The organism is Gracilibacillus xinjiangensis (assembly GCF_042651765.1).
GTDB lineage: Bacteria > Bacillota > Bacilli > Bacillales > Amphibacillaceae > Gracilibacillus > Gracilibacillus xinjiangensis.
On sequence record NZ_JBHSDT010000008.1, the window covers coordinates 1060080 to 1079539 of the forward strand.

Annotated in this window: 21 protein-coding genes; 9 read left to right on the top strand and 12 right to left on the bottom strand. The window is 34.9% G+C overall.

What is annotated here, in order from left to right; all coding sequences use genetic code 11:
- Positions 1-26 precede the first annotated feature (26 nt).
- Positions 27-965: a heme o synthase gene (gene cyoE / locus ACFOY7_RS16645; RefSeq protein ID WP_390253593.1), complete on the bottom strand. Its 939-nt coding sequence runs from the start codon at positions 963-965 to the stop codon at positions 27-29.
- 320 nt (positions 966-1285) lie between these two features.
- On the opposite strand from cyoE, the gene ACFOY7_RS16650 reads away from it, so the two are divergent.
- Entirely contained in the window at positions 1286-2176 is an 891-nt protein-coding gene (locus ACFOY7_RS16650; RefSeq protein WP_390253595.1) for a COX15/CtaA family protein, read from the top strand.
- Between the two features lie 50 nt (positions 2177-2226).
- Here ACFOY7_RS16650 and ACFOY7_RS16655 read toward each other — a convergent pair whose 3' ends face one another.
- Positions 2227-3444, bottom strand: a complete 1218-nt coding sequence (locus ACFOY7_RS16655; RefSeq protein ID WP_390253597.1) for an FtsW/RodA/SpoVE family cell cycle protein — start codon at positions 3442-3444, stop codon at positions 2227-2229.
- A 141-nt stretch (positions 3445-3585) separates the two neighbouring features.
- Positions 3586-3867, bottom strand: a complete 282-nt coding sequence (locus tag ACFOY7_RS16660) for an Fpa/YlaN family protein (protein ID WP_390253599.1) — start codon at positions 3865-3867, stop codon at positions 3586-3588.
- Positions 3868-4033: 166 nt separating this feature from the next.
- On the opposite strand from ACFOY7_RS16660, the gene ACFOY7_RS16665 reads away from it, so the two are divergent.
- Positions 4034-4495 carry a hypothetical protein gene (locus ACFOY7_RS16665; RefSeq protein ID WP_390253601.1) on the top strand — a complete coding sequence of 154 codons (462 nt, stop codon included), beginning with the start codon at positions 4034-4036 and terminating at the stop codon, positions 4493-4495.
- Between the two features lie 81 nt (positions 4496-4576).
- Positions 4577-5161, top strand: coding sequence for a YhcN/YlaJ family sporulation lipoprotein (locus ACFOY7_RS16670; RefSeq protein ID WP_390253603.1), 585 nt, complete (start codon positions 4577-4579; stop codon positions 5159-5161).
- A gap of 15 nt (positions 5162-5176) precedes the next feature.
- On the opposite strand, the gene ACFOY7_RS16675 is transcribed toward ACFOY7_RS16670, so the two are convergent.
- The gene (locus ACFOY7_RS16675; RefSeq protein ID WP_390253605.1) at positions 5177-5446 is read right to left on the bottom strand and encodes a hypothetical protein; all 270 of its coding nucleotides are present in this window, start codon (positions 5444-5446) and stop codon (positions 5177-5179) included.
- Between the two features lie 122 nt (positions 5447-5568).
- Here ACFOY7_RS16675 and ACFOY7_RS16680 point away from each other — a divergent pair, with 122 nt between their 5' ends.
- Positions 5569-5775, top strand: a complete 207-nt coding sequence (locus tag ACFOY7_RS16680) for a YlaI family protein (RefSeq protein ID WP_390253607.1) — start codon at positions 5569-5571, stop codon at positions 5773-5775.
- Positions 5776-5818: 43 nt separating this feature from the next.
- On the opposite strand, the gene ACFOY7_RS16685 is transcribed toward ACFOY7_RS16680, so the two are convergent.
- Positions 5819-6178, bottom strand: coding sequence for a YlaH-like family protein (locus tag ACFOY7_RS16685; protein ID WP_390253609.1), 360 nt, complete (start codon positions 6176-6178; stop codon positions 5819-5821).
- Between the two features lie 93 nt (positions 6179-6271).
- Between ACFOY7_RS16685 and ACFOY7_RS16690 the strand changes: the two genes are divergently transcribed.
- Positions 6272-6445, top strand: coding sequence for a DUF5325 family protein (locus ACFOY7_RS16690; protein ID WP_390253611.1), 174 nt, complete (start codon positions 6272-6274; stop codon positions 6443-6445).
- A 369-nt stretch (positions 6446-6814) separates the two neighbouring features.
- Here ACFOY7_RS16690 and ACFOY7_RS16695 read toward each other — a convergent pair whose 3' ends face one another.
- Positions 6815-7615 carry an inositol monophosphatase family protein gene (locus ACFOY7_RS16695; RefSeq protein ID WP_390253613.1) on the bottom strand — a complete coding sequence of 267 codons (801 nt, stop codon included), beginning with the start codon at positions 7613-7615 and terminating at the stop codon, positions 6815-6817.
- 139 nt (positions 7616-7754) lie between these two features.
- Here ACFOY7_RS16695 and ACFOY7_RS16700 point away from each other — a divergent pair, with 139 nt between their 5' ends.
- Entirely contained in the window at positions 7755-8375 is a 621-nt protein-coding gene (locus ACFOY7_RS16700) for a DUF1054 domain-containing protein (protein ID WP_390253615.1), read from the top strand.
- A 26-nt stretch (positions 8376-8401) separates the two neighbouring features.
- Here ACFOY7_RS16700 and ACFOY7_RS16705 read toward each other — a convergent pair whose 3' ends face one another.
- A complete protein-coding gene (locus ACFOY7_RS16705) occupies positions 8402-8674 on the bottom strand; it encodes a UPF0223 family protein (protein WP_390253616.1) in 273 nt (90 codons plus the stop codon).
- Positions 8675-8908: 234 nt separating this feature from the next.
- On the opposite strand from ACFOY7_RS16705, the gene ACFOY7_RS16710 reads away from it, so the two are divergent.
- Positions 8909-10381 (top strand): aminotransferase class I/II-fold pyridoxal phosphate-dependent enzyme, encoded by a 1473-nt coding sequence (locus ACFOY7_RS16710; RefSeq protein WP_390253618.1) that lies wholly within the window; start codon positions 8909-8911, stop codon positions 10379-10381.
- Between the two features lie 31 nt (positions 10382-10412).
- On the opposite strand, the gene ACFOY7_RS16715 is transcribed toward ACFOY7_RS16710, so the two are convergent.
- The 5 genes from ACFOY7_RS16715 to pdhA form a co-directional block, all read right to left on the bottom strand.
- Positions 10413-11294 (bottom strand): polysaccharide deacetylase family protein, encoded by an 882-nt coding sequence (locus tag ACFOY7_RS16715; RefSeq protein ID WP_390253619.1) that lies wholly within the window; start codon positions 11292-11294, stop codon positions 10413-10415.
- 87 nt (positions 11295-11381) lie between these two features.
- Positions 11382-12791: a dihydrolipoyl dehydrogenase gene (lpdA, locus tag ACFOY7_RS16720; RefSeq protein ID WP_390253621.1), complete on the bottom strand. Its 1410-nt coding sequence runs from the start codon at positions 12789-12791 to the stop codon at positions 11382-11384.
- Between the two features lie 3 nt (positions 12792-12794).
- Positions 12795-14090, bottom strand: coding sequence for a dihydrolipoamide acetyltransferase family protein (locus tag ACFOY7_RS16725; RefSeq protein WP_390253623.1), 1296 nt, complete (start codon positions 14088-14090; stop codon positions 12795-12797).
- Between the two features lie 27 nt (positions 14091-14117).
- Positions 14118-15095, bottom strand: coding sequence for an alpha-ketoacid dehydrogenase subunit beta (locus ACFOY7_RS16730; RefSeq protein ID WP_390253625.1), 978 nt, complete (start codon positions 15093-15095; stop codon positions 14118-14120).
- 3 nt (positions 15096-15098) lie between these two features.
- Positions 15099-16181 carry a pyruvate dehydrogenase (acetyl-transferring) E1 component subunit alpha gene (gene pdhA / locus ACFOY7_RS16735; RefSeq protein ID WP_390253626.1) on the bottom strand — a complete coding sequence of 361 codons (1083 nt, stop codon included), beginning with the start codon at positions 16179-16181 and terminating at the stop codon, positions 15099-15101.
- A gap of 620 nt (positions 16182-16801) precedes the next feature.
- Here pdhA and ACFOY7_RS16740 point away from each other — a divergent pair.
- Together ACFOY7_RS16740 and ACFOY7_RS16745 are read left to right on the top strand one after the other, a co-directional pair.
- Positions 16802-17773: a BMP family lipoprotein gene (locus ACFOY7_RS16740; protein ID WP_390253628.1), complete on the top strand. Its 972-nt coding sequence runs from the start codon at positions 16802-16804 to the stop codon at positions 17771-17773.
- Between the two features lie 15 nt (positions 17774-17788).
- Positions 17789-19432: a methyl-accepting chemotaxis protein gene (locus ACFOY7_RS16745; protein WP_390253630.1), complete on the top strand. Its 1644-nt coding sequence runs from the start codon at positions 17789-17791 to the stop codon at positions 19430-19432.
- Positions 19433-19460: the final 28 nt, after the last annotated feature.

Genomic DNA, 19460 nt, shown 5'->3' on the forward strand with positions numbered 1-19460 from the left:
GAATCAAGTTCTACTTACGAAGTAAGTTAAAAAAGTGTTGTAGGTAAGCATATTATTATCATAGCAAAAAAGATAACGGTTAAATAGACTAAAGAATAAATAAACATTTGATTTGCCCATTTTAAATCATTATTTTTACTAGAAAGTCCTTTTACTGCAAGGATTAACCAGCCGATGTTCAAAATAGAAGCTAAAATAACAAAAATATACCCTAACCCATATAAAAAGAATGGTATAGGTAACAAACATGCTACATAAACAATCATTTGTCTTTTTGTAATGGCAAATCCATGTACTGCTGGTAACATGGGGATATTCGCTGCACGATAATCCTCCACTTTTTTAATTGCAATGGCTAAAAAGTGTGGAGTTTGCCAGATAAAGATAAGTAGAAATAGGATCCATGCAATTGGATGTAAATTATGATCCACACTGGACCAGCCAATCAATGGAGGTATAGCTCCAGATAAACTGCCAATTGCTGTATTAATTGTATACCTTCTTTTTGACCAGATTGTGTAAAGTACCACATAACTAAACCAGCCGGCGAAGCCGATTATTGCTGTTTGAAAAGAAGCCAGCGATAAAATTAGTATACCTACAAAAGTAAATGCCACTCCTATTATCAATACATGTTGTAAATCTATTGCACCAGTAACTGTTGGTCTTAATTTAGTTCGTTGCATTTTCTGATCAATATCCCGATCATAATAGTTATTGATCACACATCCACCTGCAATCACAAAAGCAGTACCAATAACACATACCAATAATATATGCCAATTCAAATAGAAGGAGGCACCAGTATAATAAAGAGCTAGCCAAAAACCGGCGAAAGCAGTCATCGTATTTGAATTTATAATACCAATTTTCATAATTTCTTTTAAATCTGACCATTTAAACAAATATCCGCCAGATTGAGCCTGGAATATCGGTTCATTTGTTGAGAGCTCTATTTTATCCAACTAATTGCTACCTCCTCTCTATTTTTTTAGACATTATGTACCATTGTTATTTTGCAATGTTATTGTAACATGGATTGAAGCGCTTCGCTATTCAACTTTATTATTGTTTTGGAATTTTGACAGTTTTGTGAACAATTTAATTATCTTGTTTCGTATACACACTTACAAGTCTTTTTTTGTTATAATAGGTTGGATTTTGTAAAATTGATTGATAGAAAAAATATACTATTTATTTCTAGCACAACTTATTTGTATTTGGCAAGCGTTTTACATATTCCAATAAAAAATTCGAAAAAAGAATTATATGATGAGGTGTAATCATGGTTAAAGGACTTAAGGTTTTATCCATCATTTCAACATTATTGATGATTTTTGTTTTAGTTGGTGGTGCACTTGTTACAAAAACAGAATCCGGGATGGGCTGTGGTGCGAATTGGCCATTCTGTTATGGCGAGTGGTCAATGGAAATGTTCATAGAATTAAGCCACAGGATGGTCTCAGGACTCGCAGGAATATTTGTTTTATTACTGTCGATTTTCTCGTGGATCAAAATCGGTCATATAAGAGAAACAAAATTTCTAGCATTTATCTCGATATTTTTCTTAGTGCTTCAAGGGTTAATAGGTGCTGCTGCTGTACTATGGTCACAATCTGATTTTGTTTTAGCATTGCATTTCGGTATTTCTTTAGTCTCTTTTGCAGCTGTACTGCTTTTAACAATATTAATATTTGAGATTGATCAGAAATTTGACGCCGAATCTCTTGTCATTAAACCTTTTATTCGTAAACAATTTATCCTTTTAACCATTTATCTAATGGTTGTCGTTTATTCTGGCGCATTGGTTCGGCATATAGACTCAAGTTTGGCTTGTTCCGGTTGGCCCTTTTGTGTGAACAGTGCTCCAATGAAGTTTGATTATCATCTAGGACAATGGGTACAGATGGGACACAGGCTGCTAGCGGGAATAGCATTTATTTGGACTTGGATTTTATATTTAGTTATAAACAAACATTACCCGAATGTAAAAGTGATGAAACAAGGCTGGTTCATTCAGACGGTGCTAATTTCTATACAAGTAATATTAGGTGCACTTATTATCTTTACTAAGGTTAATCTAATCATTGCATTATTACATGCCTTAATTATCACGTTATTCTTTGGTCTTTTATGCTATTTTTTGCTTCTCTCTTATCGAAGTGTGAAAAGATGAGTTTCTTCAGGATTTATATACGTTATTAGAAATAAAAAAGCAAGGCATAGTTAATGCCTTGCTTTTCTGCTATTTGCATAATTAATATTTCGACTTACCTTCCCATTTTGTATTTTCGTATGTTCTACCCTATCATCTTCTGTTTCAATTACCTTTTCTTGATACCGATTATAATTAACATGTCTTGCTATATTATTTAATACACCCACTGAGAATAATGATACTAATAATGATGTTCCACCATAGCTTACAAATGGGAGAGGCACACCTGTTATTGGTAACAATCCACTTATTGCACCTAAGTTAATGATTGTCTGAATACCGAACATTGCTGAAATTCCAATTGCTAGTAAACTGCCAAACTTGTTTTCACATTTCATTGCAATAAAAAATCCTCTTATCACAATTACAGCAATACAAACAATAACAAACAACACCCCAAATATTCCAAGTTCTTCAGATATGACAGCCATGATAAAGTCACTCTCTGCTTGTGTTAAATAGCCTAGTTTCTGAATCCCTTGTCCAATACCTGTTCCCGATAAGCCACCAGTCGCAATTGCTATATATGATTGAATCAGCTGATATCCGGAATGTTCAGGATCTGCAAAAGGCTGGTAAGCTCCAGTAAAACGCGATATCTTCTCATCAGTCATCATATGAAAACCTAAAGCAACTATTAAAATAGCACCAACACCAATTAATAATGATAAGTGGCGAAACTTAATACCTGAACTAAAGATAACAACACAAGCAATAGAAAAGATAATCCCTGCTGTTCCTATATCGGGTTGCTGGATGATTAATCCTAACAATAAACTGGTTATAACTAATGGGGGTAAAACTGCTTTAAAGAAATCATCAATATATTCTTGTTTATTTGTATAAACAGAGGCTAAATACATTACTAAACCGATTTTAACAAACTCAGATGGCTGTACGGAAAATGGACCTATATATAACCAGGATTTCGAATAATTAATTTCTTTCCCGAATAACATAACAGCTACTAATAAAATAGCTAATATTAATATGATCACTTTCGTCATTTTCTGGTATATTTTATAATTAAAGAAACACGCGAATAAGAATGCGATGGTGGCAATACCAAACCAGACCAACTGTCTTAACATCATCGAGTATGCTGGCTGATCAGCAATATATGTAGTAACCATACTTGCACTATAGATCATTACAATACCAAAACTTGCTAGCAATAATGGCGGGAACATAAGTAAAAAATCAAATGTTTTACGATTTAGTTTCATATCGATACCTCTTTATATCTTCTTTATCAATTATAGTTTATCATATTAAAATATTTTTATAGTATAGATAAATCTATCCAATTAAACTGGATTATTTAGCCAAAATAAAAACCTTGCCGAACATGGCAAAGTTTTTAAAACCTACAATTTCTGTGAAGCTTCATGTAATACATTCAACTGCCGCTCTAAATCTTCCAGTAACTTTTTTCCATCATTTTCATCTACTAGATTTAAACGTACAGCAAAGTCAATTTCCCTCGATAACCCGTACATTTGCGTATCAAGCACCTCTTCATATAGAGGACACTGCGGCATCGTTAAATTATCTATTTGAACTTTGATCAATTGCAATATTTTATCTGCATCTGCTTTTAGAAGGGCATATGCTTGCTCTTCTTTACTTACAGCCACATCAGGTATCAAAGAAATCCCCTCCGATAATAAAAAAACTTCTATTATTAATTTTATCGTGAAAATAGTTAAATTGCAAGGTAATCCAAGAAAACCATCTAATTTATTCTATTATCATTCCTGCCTATTAATGCATTTTTTATTATAGTCTGCTATTCTTATAGATGAGGTGATGTAAATGATTATTCAAATTAAAGGAAAAGTTAAATATCCTATAACCTTAGACCCTAGTGTCTGGATCTTCGATGATCGAAAAATACTGCTGAAGGATGCCTTTAATTCCAACAAAATAGAGGGAATAAGTGAAGAGTTCTCTGGACAGGACAGTAATCGAGTGAAGCCGCAAGTACATAACAGTATCAAAAAATTTAATAAAAATGAATTACTCAATAATTCGTACGTTATGCCAATTTATGATTTTATTAAAAATGCAGAAGTAAATGAAAGTGCTTCAAAAGCAACATTGAAAACAGATCAAGATACTTTCGATATCTCACTTGACCAATTGCTAAAAGGTTTGTTACAGTTTGCCATTGACGGGAAGCAAATTGTAAAAGATGGACCCGCCTATTTCTATTTCAGTGATGGGTCGAACAAAGATAAACCCATTAAAAATATAAAAGAAATTTATATTGATTAATCTATCCTCCTTTTCATTGTTTATGTATAATTTTCGTTTGCTTACAGAGAATAATGATAAACAACGAAGGGGGGAAAGTTGATGAAATATTTATTCATCTTTGCGTCATCACTTATTTTAATTACCGGATGTCAGCAAAATGATCAAAATAGTGCGTCTCCGAACAATAATGGAGTAGTCCAAGTAAAGAATTCGAATCCTGAACAATTAGAACCACTAGATAACCAAGATAGGGCTCAATATCTTGCTAACCTTGCCAAGAGCGTCCCTAATGTAGACAATGCGACAGCTTTGATTACTAATAGAGGAGCGATTGTCAGTATTGATGTAAATGATGGGTTAGATCGCTCCCATGTTGGATCAATTAAATACTCAGTTCTTGAGGCATTACAACATGATCCCTCTGGAGAAAATGCCATTGTTGTAGCAGATCCGGATTTTTATGAACGGATGAAAGGGATGAGTACCAAAATACAAGAAGGTCATCCAATAGAAGCAATAACAGAAGAACTCGCCAATATTACAGGTCGTTTAATGCCAGAATTGCCTATTAATGAAAAGCAAACAAAAAATATTGACCAAAACAAACAAATGTTAGATGAAAAAAATAAGCAAGAATTAGAGAAAATTACTGATGAACAATCAAACCAACAAAAGGACCGTTAAATAACGATCCTTTTGTTATTGCCTTGTTTTATTATAATAGTTAACACCGAACTGAGAACCTTCAGCAACCATGTTTGAATTCTGAATACCTTGTTTTCCAGGGTCTCCTGCTTCATCTACCGGTAAACTGTTATCATTATTATTTTTATCTTTATTGGAAATAGTGTTAGACATCTCCTTAAATTTGCTCTTAATATTTCTTCGCTTTGTTTTATCCATTAGTACAAACGATAAACCTACAACAGCTGCTCCTCCAATAATATTCGCCATTTTTCCTTTACCCATTTTTAAACCCCATCCTTTCTTTGGTATCTATTGTTAATATACCCTGATTAAATAAGCTAAAACACTTAATTTATGTTACAATATAGAGACAGATAGATTTTGATAAAATTTAGAGGTGACTTATGCGTGTAAAATGTGTAATGTGTGATGGAATTAATCGTATTGATAATGATAGTCCAGAAGCAAAAAAGTTGAGGAATCGCTTGATTCACACATATATGTGTCCAAAATGTAATGAACGGATTAAAATTAAAACATTGGAAAGACATAAAACAGGCAGATTTAAATTATATAAACAAGAGATAATTGAAGATGAATTTCTTTCATAAAAAAATGAACGGTTGGTTATCAACTAATACCAACCCGTTCATTTTAATTATTTTTTCGTTCCTGATGTAACCTTAATCGATACACACCCATAACAATTGCGATAATAAATAGACTTTCAGCAAGCGGAAGATTCAAACCAAAAATTAAAGTAAGAAAAAACATGCCAATAAATAATAATATATATACTACCATAGATTTTAACGGACTCAATCTTTTAGCAAAACCAAATTTATATGCTAGAATAGCTAAAATAACAACAGTTACATATAAGAAAAAAAAGCCTCTAATCAGTAATCCCATTTCTTCTTCATTCGCTAGATTAACTTCACTACCCAACCCTTGCATGAAAAAATTTGCAATCGGCCACAAATTATCTGGAACTTCAATGACAGTATTTTGCATGATAAACCTCCATAAATTATATCCACAAATTCTATCATACTAAATAAGAATATGTTATGCTAGTAAAAAATAGAAAATAGTTGAGGTGAAATGATGAATAATATACAATGGTTCAAACTAATTCTTGCTATATTAGTCATTTTTTCTTTTTCTGCTGCAGGTGTTGGGATAGCCCTTAAAAGTATATGGGTCATAGTGTTTTCCATAGTAATAGGATTCCTAATAATGGGCTATGGAATTTCACTAAAAAGAAAAGAAGCAAAATGAGCTGGGACGAAAGTGTTTTAACCAAAGTAAATACCGAACGATAGTCGAATTTTCCTTTCATTCGATTATCGTCCGGTTTTTCTTTTATGATCTAACATAAACTACGAATCTAGTTACTCCTGTATCCTCTTAGAATCAGTCCTATCAATTACTTCGGACAATGCCCTTGCTTTTTAACCAGGCTGCAAGTACAACATCTGCTCTATTAAAGAAAATCGCAGTTGCAGTTGTTGTACTTAGAATGTTAACCAAATAAGGGCAATATGAAGACATTCAGGATAGGTTGTGTCTTAATGCCCTCAGGAAAGTGATTTTCTTTCAGAGGATGATAAGTCCGACTTTTCAAGGTGCCGAATAATCCCCAGAAACTTATTTAAATTCTATATAATTGGTTAAATCCTGATATATTTGCTTATTACATGTGATGATAGTGTTATTTGTTAAAAGATTTACCGGATCTCCAGTTGCTTGAACTGTTTTGCCGCCTACTTCTTCGATTAATATGTAACCTGCAGCAAAATCCCATGGTGCTAGATTCATTGTTACATAGCAATCCATTATTCCTTCAGCAACAAACGCGAATTCTAATGCAGCTGAACCATATGACCTTGTTCCACGGCAATCTTTTATTAATTGCTGTATTTTTTTCTCATTAACCCGCTTATTCTCACATGCTAATATACTATTCATTCCAACTATACTTGTTTCTATTTGAACATTATCGCTTAGCAATGGTAATTTATCCTGATTACGATAAGCCCCTTCACCTTTTAATGCAGTATATAATACATCTTCCATTACATTATAAATTAAACCAATTTCTCCTATTCCATCTTGATAAATCCCTATTGATATAGCAAAATTCCGTTTTTGATGCACAAAATTCATTGTTCCATCAATTGGATCAATTATCCAAATTACACCATCCACATTTTCTACTTTATCCCCATAACCTTCTTCACCAATTAATTTATGATCAGGATGAGTGTTTTTAATTTTTTCAGCAAAAAACTGCTCTGTAGCTTTATCTACTTCTGTTACTAAATCATTGGGATTTGATTTCGTATCAATTTGAAACTGTCTTTGCATATGCTCACGAATCTTTTCACCAGCTTCATATACCCATTCTTTTGCGTTTTCAAATATTTTCTGTCGGATGGCTTTTTCCATTGCCTTTCCTCCATTCCTATTTATAGAATACTTCCTATTTTAACAAAGATTCAAAATTTTGAAAAACAATCACTTCTATTGCAATTACATTATAATTAATATAATATTATAATGATATTAAATAAAGAGGATGAGTAGTATGCAATTCAATGGATTTGATAAACAAGACTTTGAAACATTTTATATTGAAGGTTTAGATGAAAGAATGAGTGCAATACAGGAAAGAATTCAACCAAAATTTCGTGCCATACACGAGCTTGTGAATCCCGACTTAGAAGAGATAGTTGGAAGAGAGATGCATCTTCATATTGCAAAACATGCACGAAGAACAGTTAATCCTCCTAAAGACACATGGTCCGCCTATTGCCATAACAAACGAGGGTACAAAAAACATCCCCATTTTCAAATCGGTCTATGGCATGATAACTTATTTATTTGGTTGGCTTATATCTATGAATTACCCCATAAAGCAGAAATCGCATCCAAATTCCTTCAGGATATGGAGGCAATTAAAGCAACCATTCCAAATCATTACTATATTTCATTAGATCATATGAAAAACGAAGCACAACCAATATCTTCAACAGATATAGCAAAAGCATTAGAGCGATTTAAAAAAGTAAAGAAAGGTGAATTCTTAATTGGACAGAGATTTAATGTTAATGATCCTATTGTTTTAGATGGCAATAAACTAGTTAAGGAAATTAAAGAAACTTTTAGAACAGTCTCACCACTATACCTTTCCTCAATGGAAATATAATAAAGCGCCCATAGAAAATGGGCGCTTTATTTCATTTTTATTATATCACCAGAATTTTTTTCCCTTGCATGTTTTATTACGCGATATGGTACATACCCTGATTGTTTTTCAAATTCTCTGTCCAGCTGTTTTTCTTCACTTTTAGATGGGACAATTTGTTTAAACCGGTTGTATGCAAGCATTAAATCCTGCTGCTTTATCCCTTTCTCATAAGCCCTCTCAATAATAGAATAGTAATTGACAACATCTACAATTTCTCCCGTTGACCAACTATCATCTAATGGATAACTGTAATTCAATCATTCCACCCCATTTATAATGATAACTATATTTATTGTATCATGGAAAACTATAAATATGTATGATTACGCGAGAAAAAGTTAGGCTATACTATTTTCGACACTAAATCTTTTTCTAACTGGAAACAAGATTAACGCTGAATATGTCATAATTAAAGCTAGCTATTCAGTCATGGATTTGCTATAATACGTCTTGTTTTATATTTTTCAAAAAAGAAGGAGTACTACACATAGATGTATACGCAAAATGATACACCACTTTTTAGTGGGTTGAAGAATCATATTGATTCGAAACCTACAATGTTTCATATCCCTGGTCATAAACAAGGGAAAGGCATGGATCCAGAATTTCGAGATTTTATTGGAGAAAATGCGTTAGCAATTGATTTAATTAATATTGAGCCATTAGATGACCTCCATCACCCGCAAAAAATGATAAAACATGCACAAGAATTAGCTGCAGAAGCTTTTGGAGCTGATTTTACTTATTTCTCGGTACAAGGTACTAGTGGTGCAATAATAACTATGATTATGAGTGTTTGCCAACCTGGCGATAAAATAATCGTCCCGCGTAATATTCATAAATCAGTATCTTCTGCAATTATATTCTCTGGGGCAATTCCAATATTTATCCACCCGGAAATTGACCATAAGCTAGGGATTTCACACGGTATTACACCATATGCTGTAGAAAAAGCTTTAGCTGCAAATCCAGATGCTAAAGCAGTGTTTGTGATCAATCCAACCTATTTTGGTATCGCAGCAGACCTGAAACAAATAGTATCCGTTTCACATCAGTACAATATTCCGGTTTTAGTTGATGAAGCACACGGAGTTCATATCCATTTCCATGAAGAATTACCTGTCTCTGCGATGCAAGCTGGAGCGGATATGGCGGCAACTAGTGTTCATAAATTAGGTGGATCATTAACACAAAGTTCGGTATTAAACGTACGTGACGGACTAGTAAATCATGAACGTGTTCAAGCAGTTATGTCCATGTTGACAACAACATCAACTTCTTATATTTTACTAGCATCGCTTGACATGGCTAGAAAGCATTTAGCTAAAAATGGTTATGATTTGCTAACAAAAACAATTGCTTTAGCCAATAAATTAAGGAATACGATTAATAATATATCTAACTTATATTGCCCTGGAGAGGAACTATTAGGTACTGAGGCTACTTATGATTATGATCCTACAAAAGTAATTATTTCAGTGAAGAATTTAGGAATTACAGGACATGATGTGGAAGTATGGTTAAGAGAAAACTATCAGATCGAAGTTGAGCTGTCTGATATGTATAATATTTTATGCATTCTTACACCAGCAGATGGTGAAAAAGAGATAAATTATCTAATACAAGCACTTAAACATTTAGCTGATAATTTTGAATCAGCAGGTAAGGAAAATCAAGTAGTTGTACATGTCCCTGAAATCCCTGTTTTAGCGGTTAGTCCACGAGACGCTTTTTATGCAGATTATGAGATTATACCATTAGAGCAGTCAGCAGGACGTATTAGTGCGGAATCTATTATGGTCTATCCTCCAGGTATCCCAATCTTTATTCCGGGCGAAATCATTGTAGAAGAAAACTTACAATATATATATAATAACTTAGATTCTAGTTTGCCTGTTCAAGGCTTGCATGATACAACTTTGAATACGATTCGAGTGATAAGGGAACATAAAGCATTTAAATAAGAGCTGTGAATCTCACAGCTCTTCATTATATTTAAGGTAATTTTATTGCAGCAGGATCAGCTATTTCATACCCCTGTTCTCTTAAACCTTTGACAATATCAGCAAGTGCTTCAGCTGTCCACTCTCTATCATGCATTAAAAGGTTTGCTCCCGGTTTTAGTAACGAGTAAGGGACATCTACTTCTGGTCCTTTACCTGTTATCATTGCTTCCGTAAGTTTGTCTGCAACCATGTATGGTTCAAAATAGTCATAGCCATAGGTCCAGTTCATTAATAACATACCCTCTTCTTTAACTAATGATGCTGCAAATTCGGTATTCGCCCCATTGGGAGCTCGGAAAAACTTTGGCTTCTCTCCGATTATCTCTTCGATTAATGTGGAAAGTGAAAGAATTTCCTCTTCTTGAGTTGCTTCATCCACTTCGGTTAATCGTGAGTGATTATATGTATGGTTTCCAATTTCAAAGCCCATTCCATGAATTTGTTTTAATATATCTTTTTGTTCCTCCGTTTCAAGGAAATGTCCATTAACAAAAAATATAGCCGGTGCTTCAAGTTCTTTTAATGTGTTAGCCATTTCTAAAGCATATTGTTCAGGCGCATCATCAAATGTCAAAAGGACTACTTTTTCGTTCGTACCTTCTTCGATTGGCACTATGCTCCATGAATCAGTTAATTCATATAATGGCTCTTGTGCAGACTGAGTGTGAGCAACTTCTTTCTCATTTCCAGCATCCGCTTCCCCACTCGGTTCCTCGAGAGTTTCTTCTTCCATTACCTCCACACCTGGGTTCGCTTCTTCTTCTGCTTCTTCAACTGGCTGACTATCTACTGGTTCTCCGTTTTTTTCCTCATTACAAGCCACTAAAAACAGCAATAAAATAACAAGAAATATTCGAGATGCGTATTTCATTATTCTTCCTCCTTCCTTATTCATAACAAGCACTTATTCCCTTTCTTATTAAAAAGAGCCTGCAAATTGCAGACTCTTTGTTTTAAATTATTTTACAATATGGATTGGTGTTCCCATCGCAACTTCCGCTGCTTCCATTGTAATTTCTCCTAGTGTTGGGTGAGCATGAATAGTTAAAGCTAAATCTTCTGCCGTCATGCCAGCTTCAATAGCTAAACCAATTTCAGAAACCATGTCACTAGCATTAGGACCAGCGATTTGTCCACCAATAATTAGACCATCTTCTTTACGTGTAATTAACTTCATAAAGCCATCACTTGCATTAAGTGATAACGCACGGCCATTTGCTGCAAATGGGAATTTAGATGCAACAACATCATATCCTGCGTCTTTCGCTTCTTGTTCTGTATAGCCGACTGATGCCAACTCAGGGTCAGAGAATACAACAGCTGGAATTGCATTATAATCAATTTCTGCATTTTCTCCAGCAATTGCTTCAGCAGCAATTTTACCTTCATAAGATGCTTTATGAGCAAGCGGTGGTCCTGCAACAATATCCCCAATTGCATAAATATTATCTACACTTGTACGGCATTGTTTATCAATTTTGATAAGACCACGGTCATCCATTTCAATTCCAACTTGTTCCAAGCCAATATCTGAAGTATTTGCTTTACGACCTACAGTAACAAGTACATAATCAGCTTCCACTGTTTCTTCTTTACCTTTCGCTTCATATGTTACTTTAACACCATCTTCTGACTCTTCCACACCTTTAGCCATTGCTTCCGTAACAATTGTTGCACCTTTTTTCTTCAATTTCTTCTTAACTAGTGCACTCATTTGCTTCTCAAATCCACCTAAGATATCTTTCATACCTTCAAGGATTGTTACTTCCGTACCAAAGTTTGCATATGCTGTACCTAATTCAGTACCAACATAGCCACCACCGATAACAACAAGCTTTTTAGGAATTTCTGATAAGTTTAGTGCACCTGTAGAATCAAGTACACGTTTAGAGTATTTAAATGATGGTAATTCAATTGGTGAAGAACCAGTAGCGATAATACAGTTTTTGAAAGTATAAGTCTGAGAATTTTTATCATCCATTACTTTCACTGTGTTTTTGTCTACAAAATAAACTTCGCCACTAATGAGGTCAACTTTATTACCTTTAAGTAGACCTGCCACACCACCAGTTAATTTTTTTACTACTGATGCTTTCCATTCTTGAACTTTAGAAAAATCAACAGATACATTTTCTGCTTTAATTCCCATTGTATCTTCACCATGTGCATACTCTACACGGTGTCCAGCTTGAATTAATGCTTTAGATGGAATACATCCAACATTTAAACATACACCACCAACAGTGCCTTTTTCTACAACAGTAACTTTTTGACCAGTTTGTGCTGCACGAATTGCGGCTACATATCCCCCGGGACCTGCACCAACAACAAGAGTATCTAGTTCAATCGGGAAATCTCCTACTACCATTTTTTACCCCTCCATCATAATTAATTGTGGGTCTGCTAATAATCGTTTAATTTGATTTAATGCCATTTGCGCTGTTGCACCATCAACGATTCTATGATCGAAGCTTAATGATAATGCAAGTACAGGTGCAATGACAATTTCACCATCCTTAACCACTGGTTTCTCAGCGATACGTCCAATACCTAGAATCGCCGCTTCCGGATAGTTAATAACAGGTGTGAACCATTGGCCACCAGCTGATCCAATGTTTGAAATAGTACAAGAAGCACCTTTCATTTCATTTGGAGCAAGTTTGCCATCACGAGCTTTTGTTGCTAATTCATTAATTTCAGAAGAAATACCAAAAACAGATTTACGATCAGCATTCTTCACTACTGGTACTAACAGACCTTTTTCAGTGTCTGCAGCAATTCCAATGTTGTAGTAATGTTTTTGAACAATTTCATCTGTAGCATCATCAATTGATGCGTTTAAGATTGGATATTTACTTAATGCAGAAACAAGTGCTTTTACCACATATGGTAAGTATGTTAATTTGATTTCCTGTTCAGCAGCAATTGGTTTGAATTTCTTACGATGTGCTACTAATTCTGTTACATCCACTTCATCATGCAGTGTTACGTGAGGTGCAGTGTGTTTAGAATTAACCATTGCTTTTGCGATAGCTTTTCTAATTCCACTCATTTTCTCACGAGTTTCAGGGAATTCACCTTCTGGAACTGTTGCAGCTGCAGAAGTTTGTTCAGAAGAAGAAGCTTCTTCTTTCTTCTCGCTAGCAGCAGGTGCTGATTGACCGCCATTTAAGAATGCATCCACATCATCTTTTAGTACTCGGTTATTTTTCCCTGTACCTTGTACTTCCGTAATGTTTACATTATTATCACGAGCATATTTACGAACAGATGGCATCGCAATTACACGACTATTAGGGTCTTTAGCTGATGTATCATCCGTTTCTTTTGCTTTTGCTTCTGGCGATTTGTCTTCTTTCTTAGTATCTTCTTTTGGTGCGTCTTTCTCTTCTGCTTCCGGTTGTTCTGTTGATCCGGCATCTTCATATCCTTCTGCATCAATTGTGATAATTGTTTCACCAACTGTTGCAACAGAACCTTCTTCAAAATGAACTTCTTTAACTGTTCCATCAACTGGGGAAGGAATTTCAACAACCGCTTTGTCATTTTGTACTTCACAAAGTACATCATCTTCTTTAATTTCTTCACCAGCTTTTACGAACCATTTTACGATTTCACCTTCATGGATACCTTCACCGATATCCGGCAATTTAAATTCAAAAGCCATTTTGGTGACCTCCCGTCTCTGTTAATTTTAGTAGTTAATGACTTTATTTACTTTTTCAATAATATCTTGGTAATTTGGTAACCAAACTTCTTCAGCTTGAGTAAATGCATAAACTGTATCTGGTGCAGCAACTGTTAAAATTGGTGCTTCTAGATGTAAGATAGCTCGTTCTTGTACATTTGAAATGATATATGAAGCCATACCAGCTTGGCGTTGTGCCTCTTGAATCATTACCATATGATTTGTTTTTTCTACGGATTTTACAATTGTATCGAAATCTACAGGCATTACTGTACGCAGGTCAATAACTTCTGCATCAATACCGTCTTTCTCAAGTTCTTCGGCAGCTTTTAATGCAGAATGAACCATAGCACCATATGCTACTAATGTTACATCATTACCTTCACGTACCACATTTGCTTTCCCTAATTCAATTGTGTATTCATCTTCTGGTACTTCTTCACGGAAAGAACGATATAACTTCATGTGCTCTAAGTATATTACTGGGTCATTATCACGTATAGATTGGATCAACAATCCTTTAGCATCGTAAGGACCTGAAGGGATAACCACTTTTAAACCTGGTTGTTGTGCTACAAGACCTTCTAATGAGTCTGCGTGAAGTTCTGGTGTATGCACACCCCCACCAAAAGGTGAACGAACTGTAATTGGTGCATTCATTGTATTACCTGAACGATAACGTAATCGAGCCATTTGCCCATTGATAGCATCCATTGCTTCATAAACGAAACCGAAGAATTGAATTTCAGGTACTGGGCGGAATCCTTGTGTTGCTAAACCAAAAGAGATACCCGCAATACCAGACTCAGCTAATGGCGTATCGAAAACACGGTCTTCACCGAATTCTTTTTGTAATCCTTCTGTTGCACGGAAAACCCCGCCATTTTGACCGACGTCTTCCCCGAATACTAACACATTTTCATCATTTTTAAGTTCAACACGTAAAGCATCAGTTATTGCTTGAATCATTGTCATCTGAGCCATGATTTACTTCGACTCCTTTGCTTGATATTCTTCCAATTGTTCCTGCAAGTGAGCTGGAAGTGTTTCATACATATTATTAATAAGGTCTGTTACTTTTTGTTTTGGTTGTTCGTCTGTTTTCTTAATTGCTGCTTTAATTTCTTCTTTTGCTTTTTCAATTACTTTATTTTCTTCTTCTTCAGACCACAAACCTTTTTCTTCTAAGAATTTACGGAAACGAACGATTGGATCTTTTTTCTCCCATTCGCTATCCATATCTTCTGTACGGTAGCGCGTAGGATCATCACCAGCCATTGTGTGTGGACCATAACGATATGTTAATGTTTCAATTAGTGTCGGCCCTTCACCATTTACTGCACGTTCTCTGGCTTGTTTTGTTGCAGCATAAACTGCTAAAACGTCCATACCATCCACTTGTATTCCGTCAATACCTGCTGCTACTGCTTTTTGTGCTAATGTCTTAGCAGCAGTTTGTTTTTCAACAGGAACCGAAATTGCAAATCTGTTGTTTTGCACAACAAAAATTGCCGGAGCAGCATAAGCACCCGCAAAGTTAATTCCTTCATAGAAATCACCTTGAGATGTACCGCCATCACCAGTATAAGTAATAGCAACAGCTTTCTTGCCACGCTTCTTCATACCAATTGCTACACCAGCAGCCTGTGTATACTGTGCACCAATAATAATTTGCGGGCTTAATGCATTAACACCTTCAGGGAATTGATTTCCATGGAAGTGTCCACGAGAAAATAGAAAAGCTTGATATAATGGAAGGCCATGCCATATTATCTGTGGAACATCACGATAACCAGGTAAAATAAAGTCCTCTTTTTCAAGAGCAAATTGTGTACCTAATTGCGATGCCTCTTGCCCTGCTGTTGGTGCATAGAAACCTAAACGACCTTGACGGTTTAGTGCGATAGAGCGTTGGTCAAGGATCCTTGTATAAACCATGCGATACATTAACTCTTTTAATTCTTCATCTGAAAGTTCAGGCATTGCGTCTTCATTAACAATTTTTCCTTCTTCATTCAGAATTTGAAACGTTTCGAACTGTTCTTCAATGTTTTCAATTGTACGTTTCAAAAAATTCACCTCTTCCTTTCTAAATCCAAAATTAATTTATCAAAATTAGCTTTCCCAAAAGATTAAAAATTCTGTACCAAAGTCATTATTATTGCTATACCCAATTTAATTAAAAAATAATCAAACCACTTCATATATAATCTGTTATATATGTTTTGCTAAATAATATTGGTACAATTTTTGCTCAAGTATAGTTTAGCTTATTGAACGGTTTAGGTCAAACACTTTGCAACAATTAGTCTATATTTTTATTATGGAGATAAGGATGTTGTATTACATCGTTAAAGTTTGTTGTATCTATCATCTGTTTCATTATGTTTTTAATTCTGTACTACTAGCAAAAATTCATTTTATCTATGCTAAAGATATTCTAATTTAATCCTCAATTTATTAACCAGCATTTTTCTCCCCATTTCTATTTCCGCATACTTTCGCTTTCCAAAATTAAATCCCATGCCTGCAAATTTTATATTATAAATGGAGATATTTTTCAAAATCTCAAATTTAATTTTTATGTAAATTTAATGTAAATACTATAACGGACTCTAAATAAATATGATACTTTAAGTAATGTTGTAATGGGTTTAAAGTCATAAAAAATAGTGTTAGGGGGACTTTTGATGAAAATACAGCCTATTTGCCTATTATTTTTATTGTTAATAGGTATTATTGGATGTTCTCAGCAGACATCCACTTTTGAAAACAAAACAAAAATAGGAATTATGTTATCAGATGTTGGACTTGGAGATCAATCGTTCAGCGATTCAGCATTTTATGGTCTTGAACAAGCTAGAGATCAATTAGGAATTTTGTTTGACTATAGAGAACTGGCTGAGGTTGGCGACTATGAGACAGGGTTAAAAGAACTTATCATGCAAGGAAACGACCTCGTGATAGGACTGGGTTATATGATGGTAGAAGAGCTGGAAAAAGTGGCTCAAGAATATCCAGAGCAGCAATTTGTAATTGTTGATGGTGACATTGATTTGCCTAATGTTATGAATGTTAATTTCAAAGAACAGGAAGGAAGCTTTCTAATTGGTGCAATAGCCGGGCTAAAGACAAATACTGACACAGTCGGATTTATAGGGGGTGAAGACACACCTTTAATACGGAAGTTTCTAAGTGGATTTAAGCAAGGAGTTGCAGCAACTAATCCGGATGCCGAGGTTCTGGAACGTTTTGCTGGCAGCTTTGGAAATGACAAACTTGGAGAAGATATTGCTTTTGAGTTAATTGTTGAGGGTGCAGATTATCTATATCCTGCAGCAGGATTTACTGGTACAGGTGTAATTAAGAAGGCTCAAGAAATGGGGGCTTATTCATTTGGTGTAGATTCAGATCAATATTATCTGGGTGAGGAAACGGTCGTTAGCTCTATGATGAAAAATATTGATGTAGCAATGTATAGATTAGCGTCAGATCTTGTAGAAAACGGACATTTGCCAAATGAAGATTTATTACTTGGTTTGGATGATAATGGCGTTGGAATAGCCCCTGTTCGGGTAATATCTATGACTAAATCAGAAAAGGACCGAATAGAAGAATTAACCAATGACATTATTTCCGGTTCAATCGCTATCAGGGAGTAGAAAGAAGGTGAATATATGAATATTAAACAAAAACTTAGACTAATAACACTTTTACCATTGTTCATAGCATGTGGCATTATGGCAATAGTGGTCATTCAAATGACTCAGATCCTCTCATCTAATAATGACAATGTTGATCAGCTAGTTAACGTGGAAAAATTGAAAAGTACGATTGTTTCCATAGAACAAAACCTGGATAGCTTCTCATTGAACAGGACAGAAGCTGACGCAGAGTCTGTGAGAACAAATTTACAAAATAGCATAGGATTTTTAGAATACTTTTCCCATACAACTGGTGCCCAAGATCAAGTTAAAAAAATTGAAGAGAAACTGCTAGAATTAAATGAGAATGTTCAGGAAGCTTTAGACAGCAAAGATGTCTCTGAAGCAAAAAGGCAGTCAATCAGAACACACGGCATTCAAAATGATATTCATCTATTACAACTCATGATTGATCAGAATTACCAGGATGCCCAATCCAAACAGTCGGGTATCATTACTTTTATCATCTTTTTTACAATCATCTCTGGTTTGATCTTACTGATTAGCACAGGTACTTTCTCTTATTTTATGACAAATCGTCTAGTAACTTCCATAAAAATTCTTGTTAGACATGCTAACGAAATTGCAAACGGGGACTTAACACAACCCTTACATATTACAAAGCGCAAAGATGAAATAGGACAATTACAGAATAGTTTCGTTAAAATGAAGCAGGACTTAAAAGATTTAATTGCAAAAGTATTAGAAACTTCCCAAAGTGTTGCTACTTCTAGTGCACAGTTAAGTACAAATGCTGATCAAACATCTATTGCTACTGATAAGATTTCCGGGAACATATTAGAGGTGTCAAAAGGTTCCATAAAGCAATTAGACTATGTAGAAGACTCAAGCAAAAATGTTCATCGGATGGCTAATGATATTGAAGTCATCTCAAATCAGATTGACCTTGTAACAACAGCATCCAACGAGGCCTCCATTCGGTCTCAGCAAGGGATTGATACGATCACCAAAGTAAATGAGCAAATGACCATCATTAATCAAAATTCAGAAGATACAAATAATGTTATCAGAAGCTTAAATCAAAATTCTCAAGAAATTAATAAAATTATCGATATTATTACAAGTATAGCTGAACAGACAAACTTACTTGCATTAAATGCAGCTATAGAAGCAGCTCGCGCCGGTGAGCATGGTAGAGGTTTTGCTGTCGTTGCAGACGAAGTAAGGAAATTAGCAGAAATGTCTGGTCGATCCGCTCGTCAAATTAGTATGTTAATCTCAACGATGCAAAAGACGACCAATACTGTTATCGACTCCATGACAAATGGTAATAATGCAGTTAAACATGGTACCGAACTGGTAACAGAAGCGAACAAAGCTTTTCACAATATAACTGGGGTAGTTAATGATATAAAAAAACGCATGGAAGATGCAATATCATCAATTGAGTTAATAAATAAGAACAAAGAGACACTAATAGCGTCGATGGAAAGTGTTTCGGCCATTACGGGAGCTGCCGCGAGCTATTCGCAAGAAGTAGCAAGTGTAACAGAGGAACAAGCTGCCTCCATTCAAGAAGTTTCTGCAGCTACAAAAGTTTTGGAGGAAATGGCACAGGAGCTACAAGATAATGTGAGAAAATTTAAGATTTCATAACCTAATACTGATAAAAGATAAAAAAGAA

Excerpts from the sequence above, each read along its gene's own strand:
- ACFOY7_RS16675 (WP_390253605.1), bottom strand. The coding sequence starts at position 5,446 with ATGGGTAAAGGAAAAATGGCGAATATTATTGGAGGAGCAGCTGTTGTA.
- ACFOY7_RS16730 (WP_390253625.1), bottom strand. The coding sequence starts at position 15,095 with ATGGCTCAGATGACAATGATTCAAGCAATAACTGATGCTTTACGTGTT.
- ACFOY7_RS16725 (WP_390253623.1), bottom strand. The coding sequence starts at position 14,090 with ATGGCTTTTGAATTTAAATTGCCGGATATCGGTGAAGGTATCCATGAA.
- ACFOY7_RS16690 (WP_390253611.1), top strand. The coding sequence starts at position 6,272 with ATGAATAATATACAATGGTTCAAACTAATTCTTGCTATATTAGTCATT.
- ACFOY7_RS16740 (WP_390253628.1), top strand. The coding sequence starts at position 16,802 with ATGAAAATACAGCCTATTTGCCTATTATTTTTATTGTTAATAGGTATT.
- lpdA (WP_390253621.1), bottom strand. The coding sequence starts at position 12,791 with ATGGTAGTAGGAGATTTCCCGATTGAACTAGATACTCTTGTTGTTGGT.
- ACFOY7_RS16715 (WP_390253619.1), bottom strand. The coding sequence starts at position 11,294 with ATGAAATACGCATCTCGAATATTTCTTGTTATTTTATTGCTGTTTTTA.
- ACFOY7_RS16670 (WP_390253603.1), top strand. The coding sequence starts at position 4,577 with ATGAAATATTTATTCATCTTTGCGTCATCACTTATTTTAATTACCGGA.
- ACFOY7_RS16655 (WP_390253597.1), bottom strand. The coding sequence starts at position 3,444 with ATGAAACTAAATCGTAAAACATTTGATTTTTTACTTATGTTCCCGCCA.
- ACFOY7_RS16685 (WP_390253609.1), bottom strand. The coding sequence starts at position 6,178 with ATGCAAAATACTGTCATTGAAGTTCCAGATAATTTGTGGCCGATTGCA.
- ACFOY7_RS16700 (WP_390253615.1), top strand. The coding sequence starts at position 7,755 with ATGCAATTCAATGGATTTGATAAACAAGACTTTGAAACATTTTATATT.
- ACFOY7_RS16665 (WP_390253601.1), top strand. The coding sequence starts at position 4,034 with ATGATTATTCAAATTAAAGGAAAAGTTAAATATCCTATAACCTTAGAC.
- ACFOY7_RS16710 (WP_390253618.1), top strand. The coding sequence starts at position 8,909 with ATGTATACGCAAAATGATACACCACTTTTTAGTGGGTTGAAGAATCAT.
- ACFOY7_RS16650 (WP_390253595.1), top strand. The coding sequence starts at position 1,286 with ATGGTTAAAGGACTTAAGGTTTTATCCATCATTTCAACATTATTGATG.
- ACFOY7_RS16680 (WP_390253607.1), top strand. The coding sequence starts at position 5,569 with ATGCGTGTAAAATGTGTAATGTGTGATGGAATTAATCGTATTGATAAT.
- ACFOY7_RS16695 (WP_390253613.1), bottom strand. The coding sequence starts at position 7,615 with ATGGAAAAAGCCATCCGACAGAAAATATTTGAAAACGCAAAAGAATGG.
- ACFOY7_RS16745 (WP_390253630.1), top strand. The coding sequence starts at position 17,789 with ATGAATATTAAACAAAAACTTAGACTAATAACACTTTTACCATTGTTC.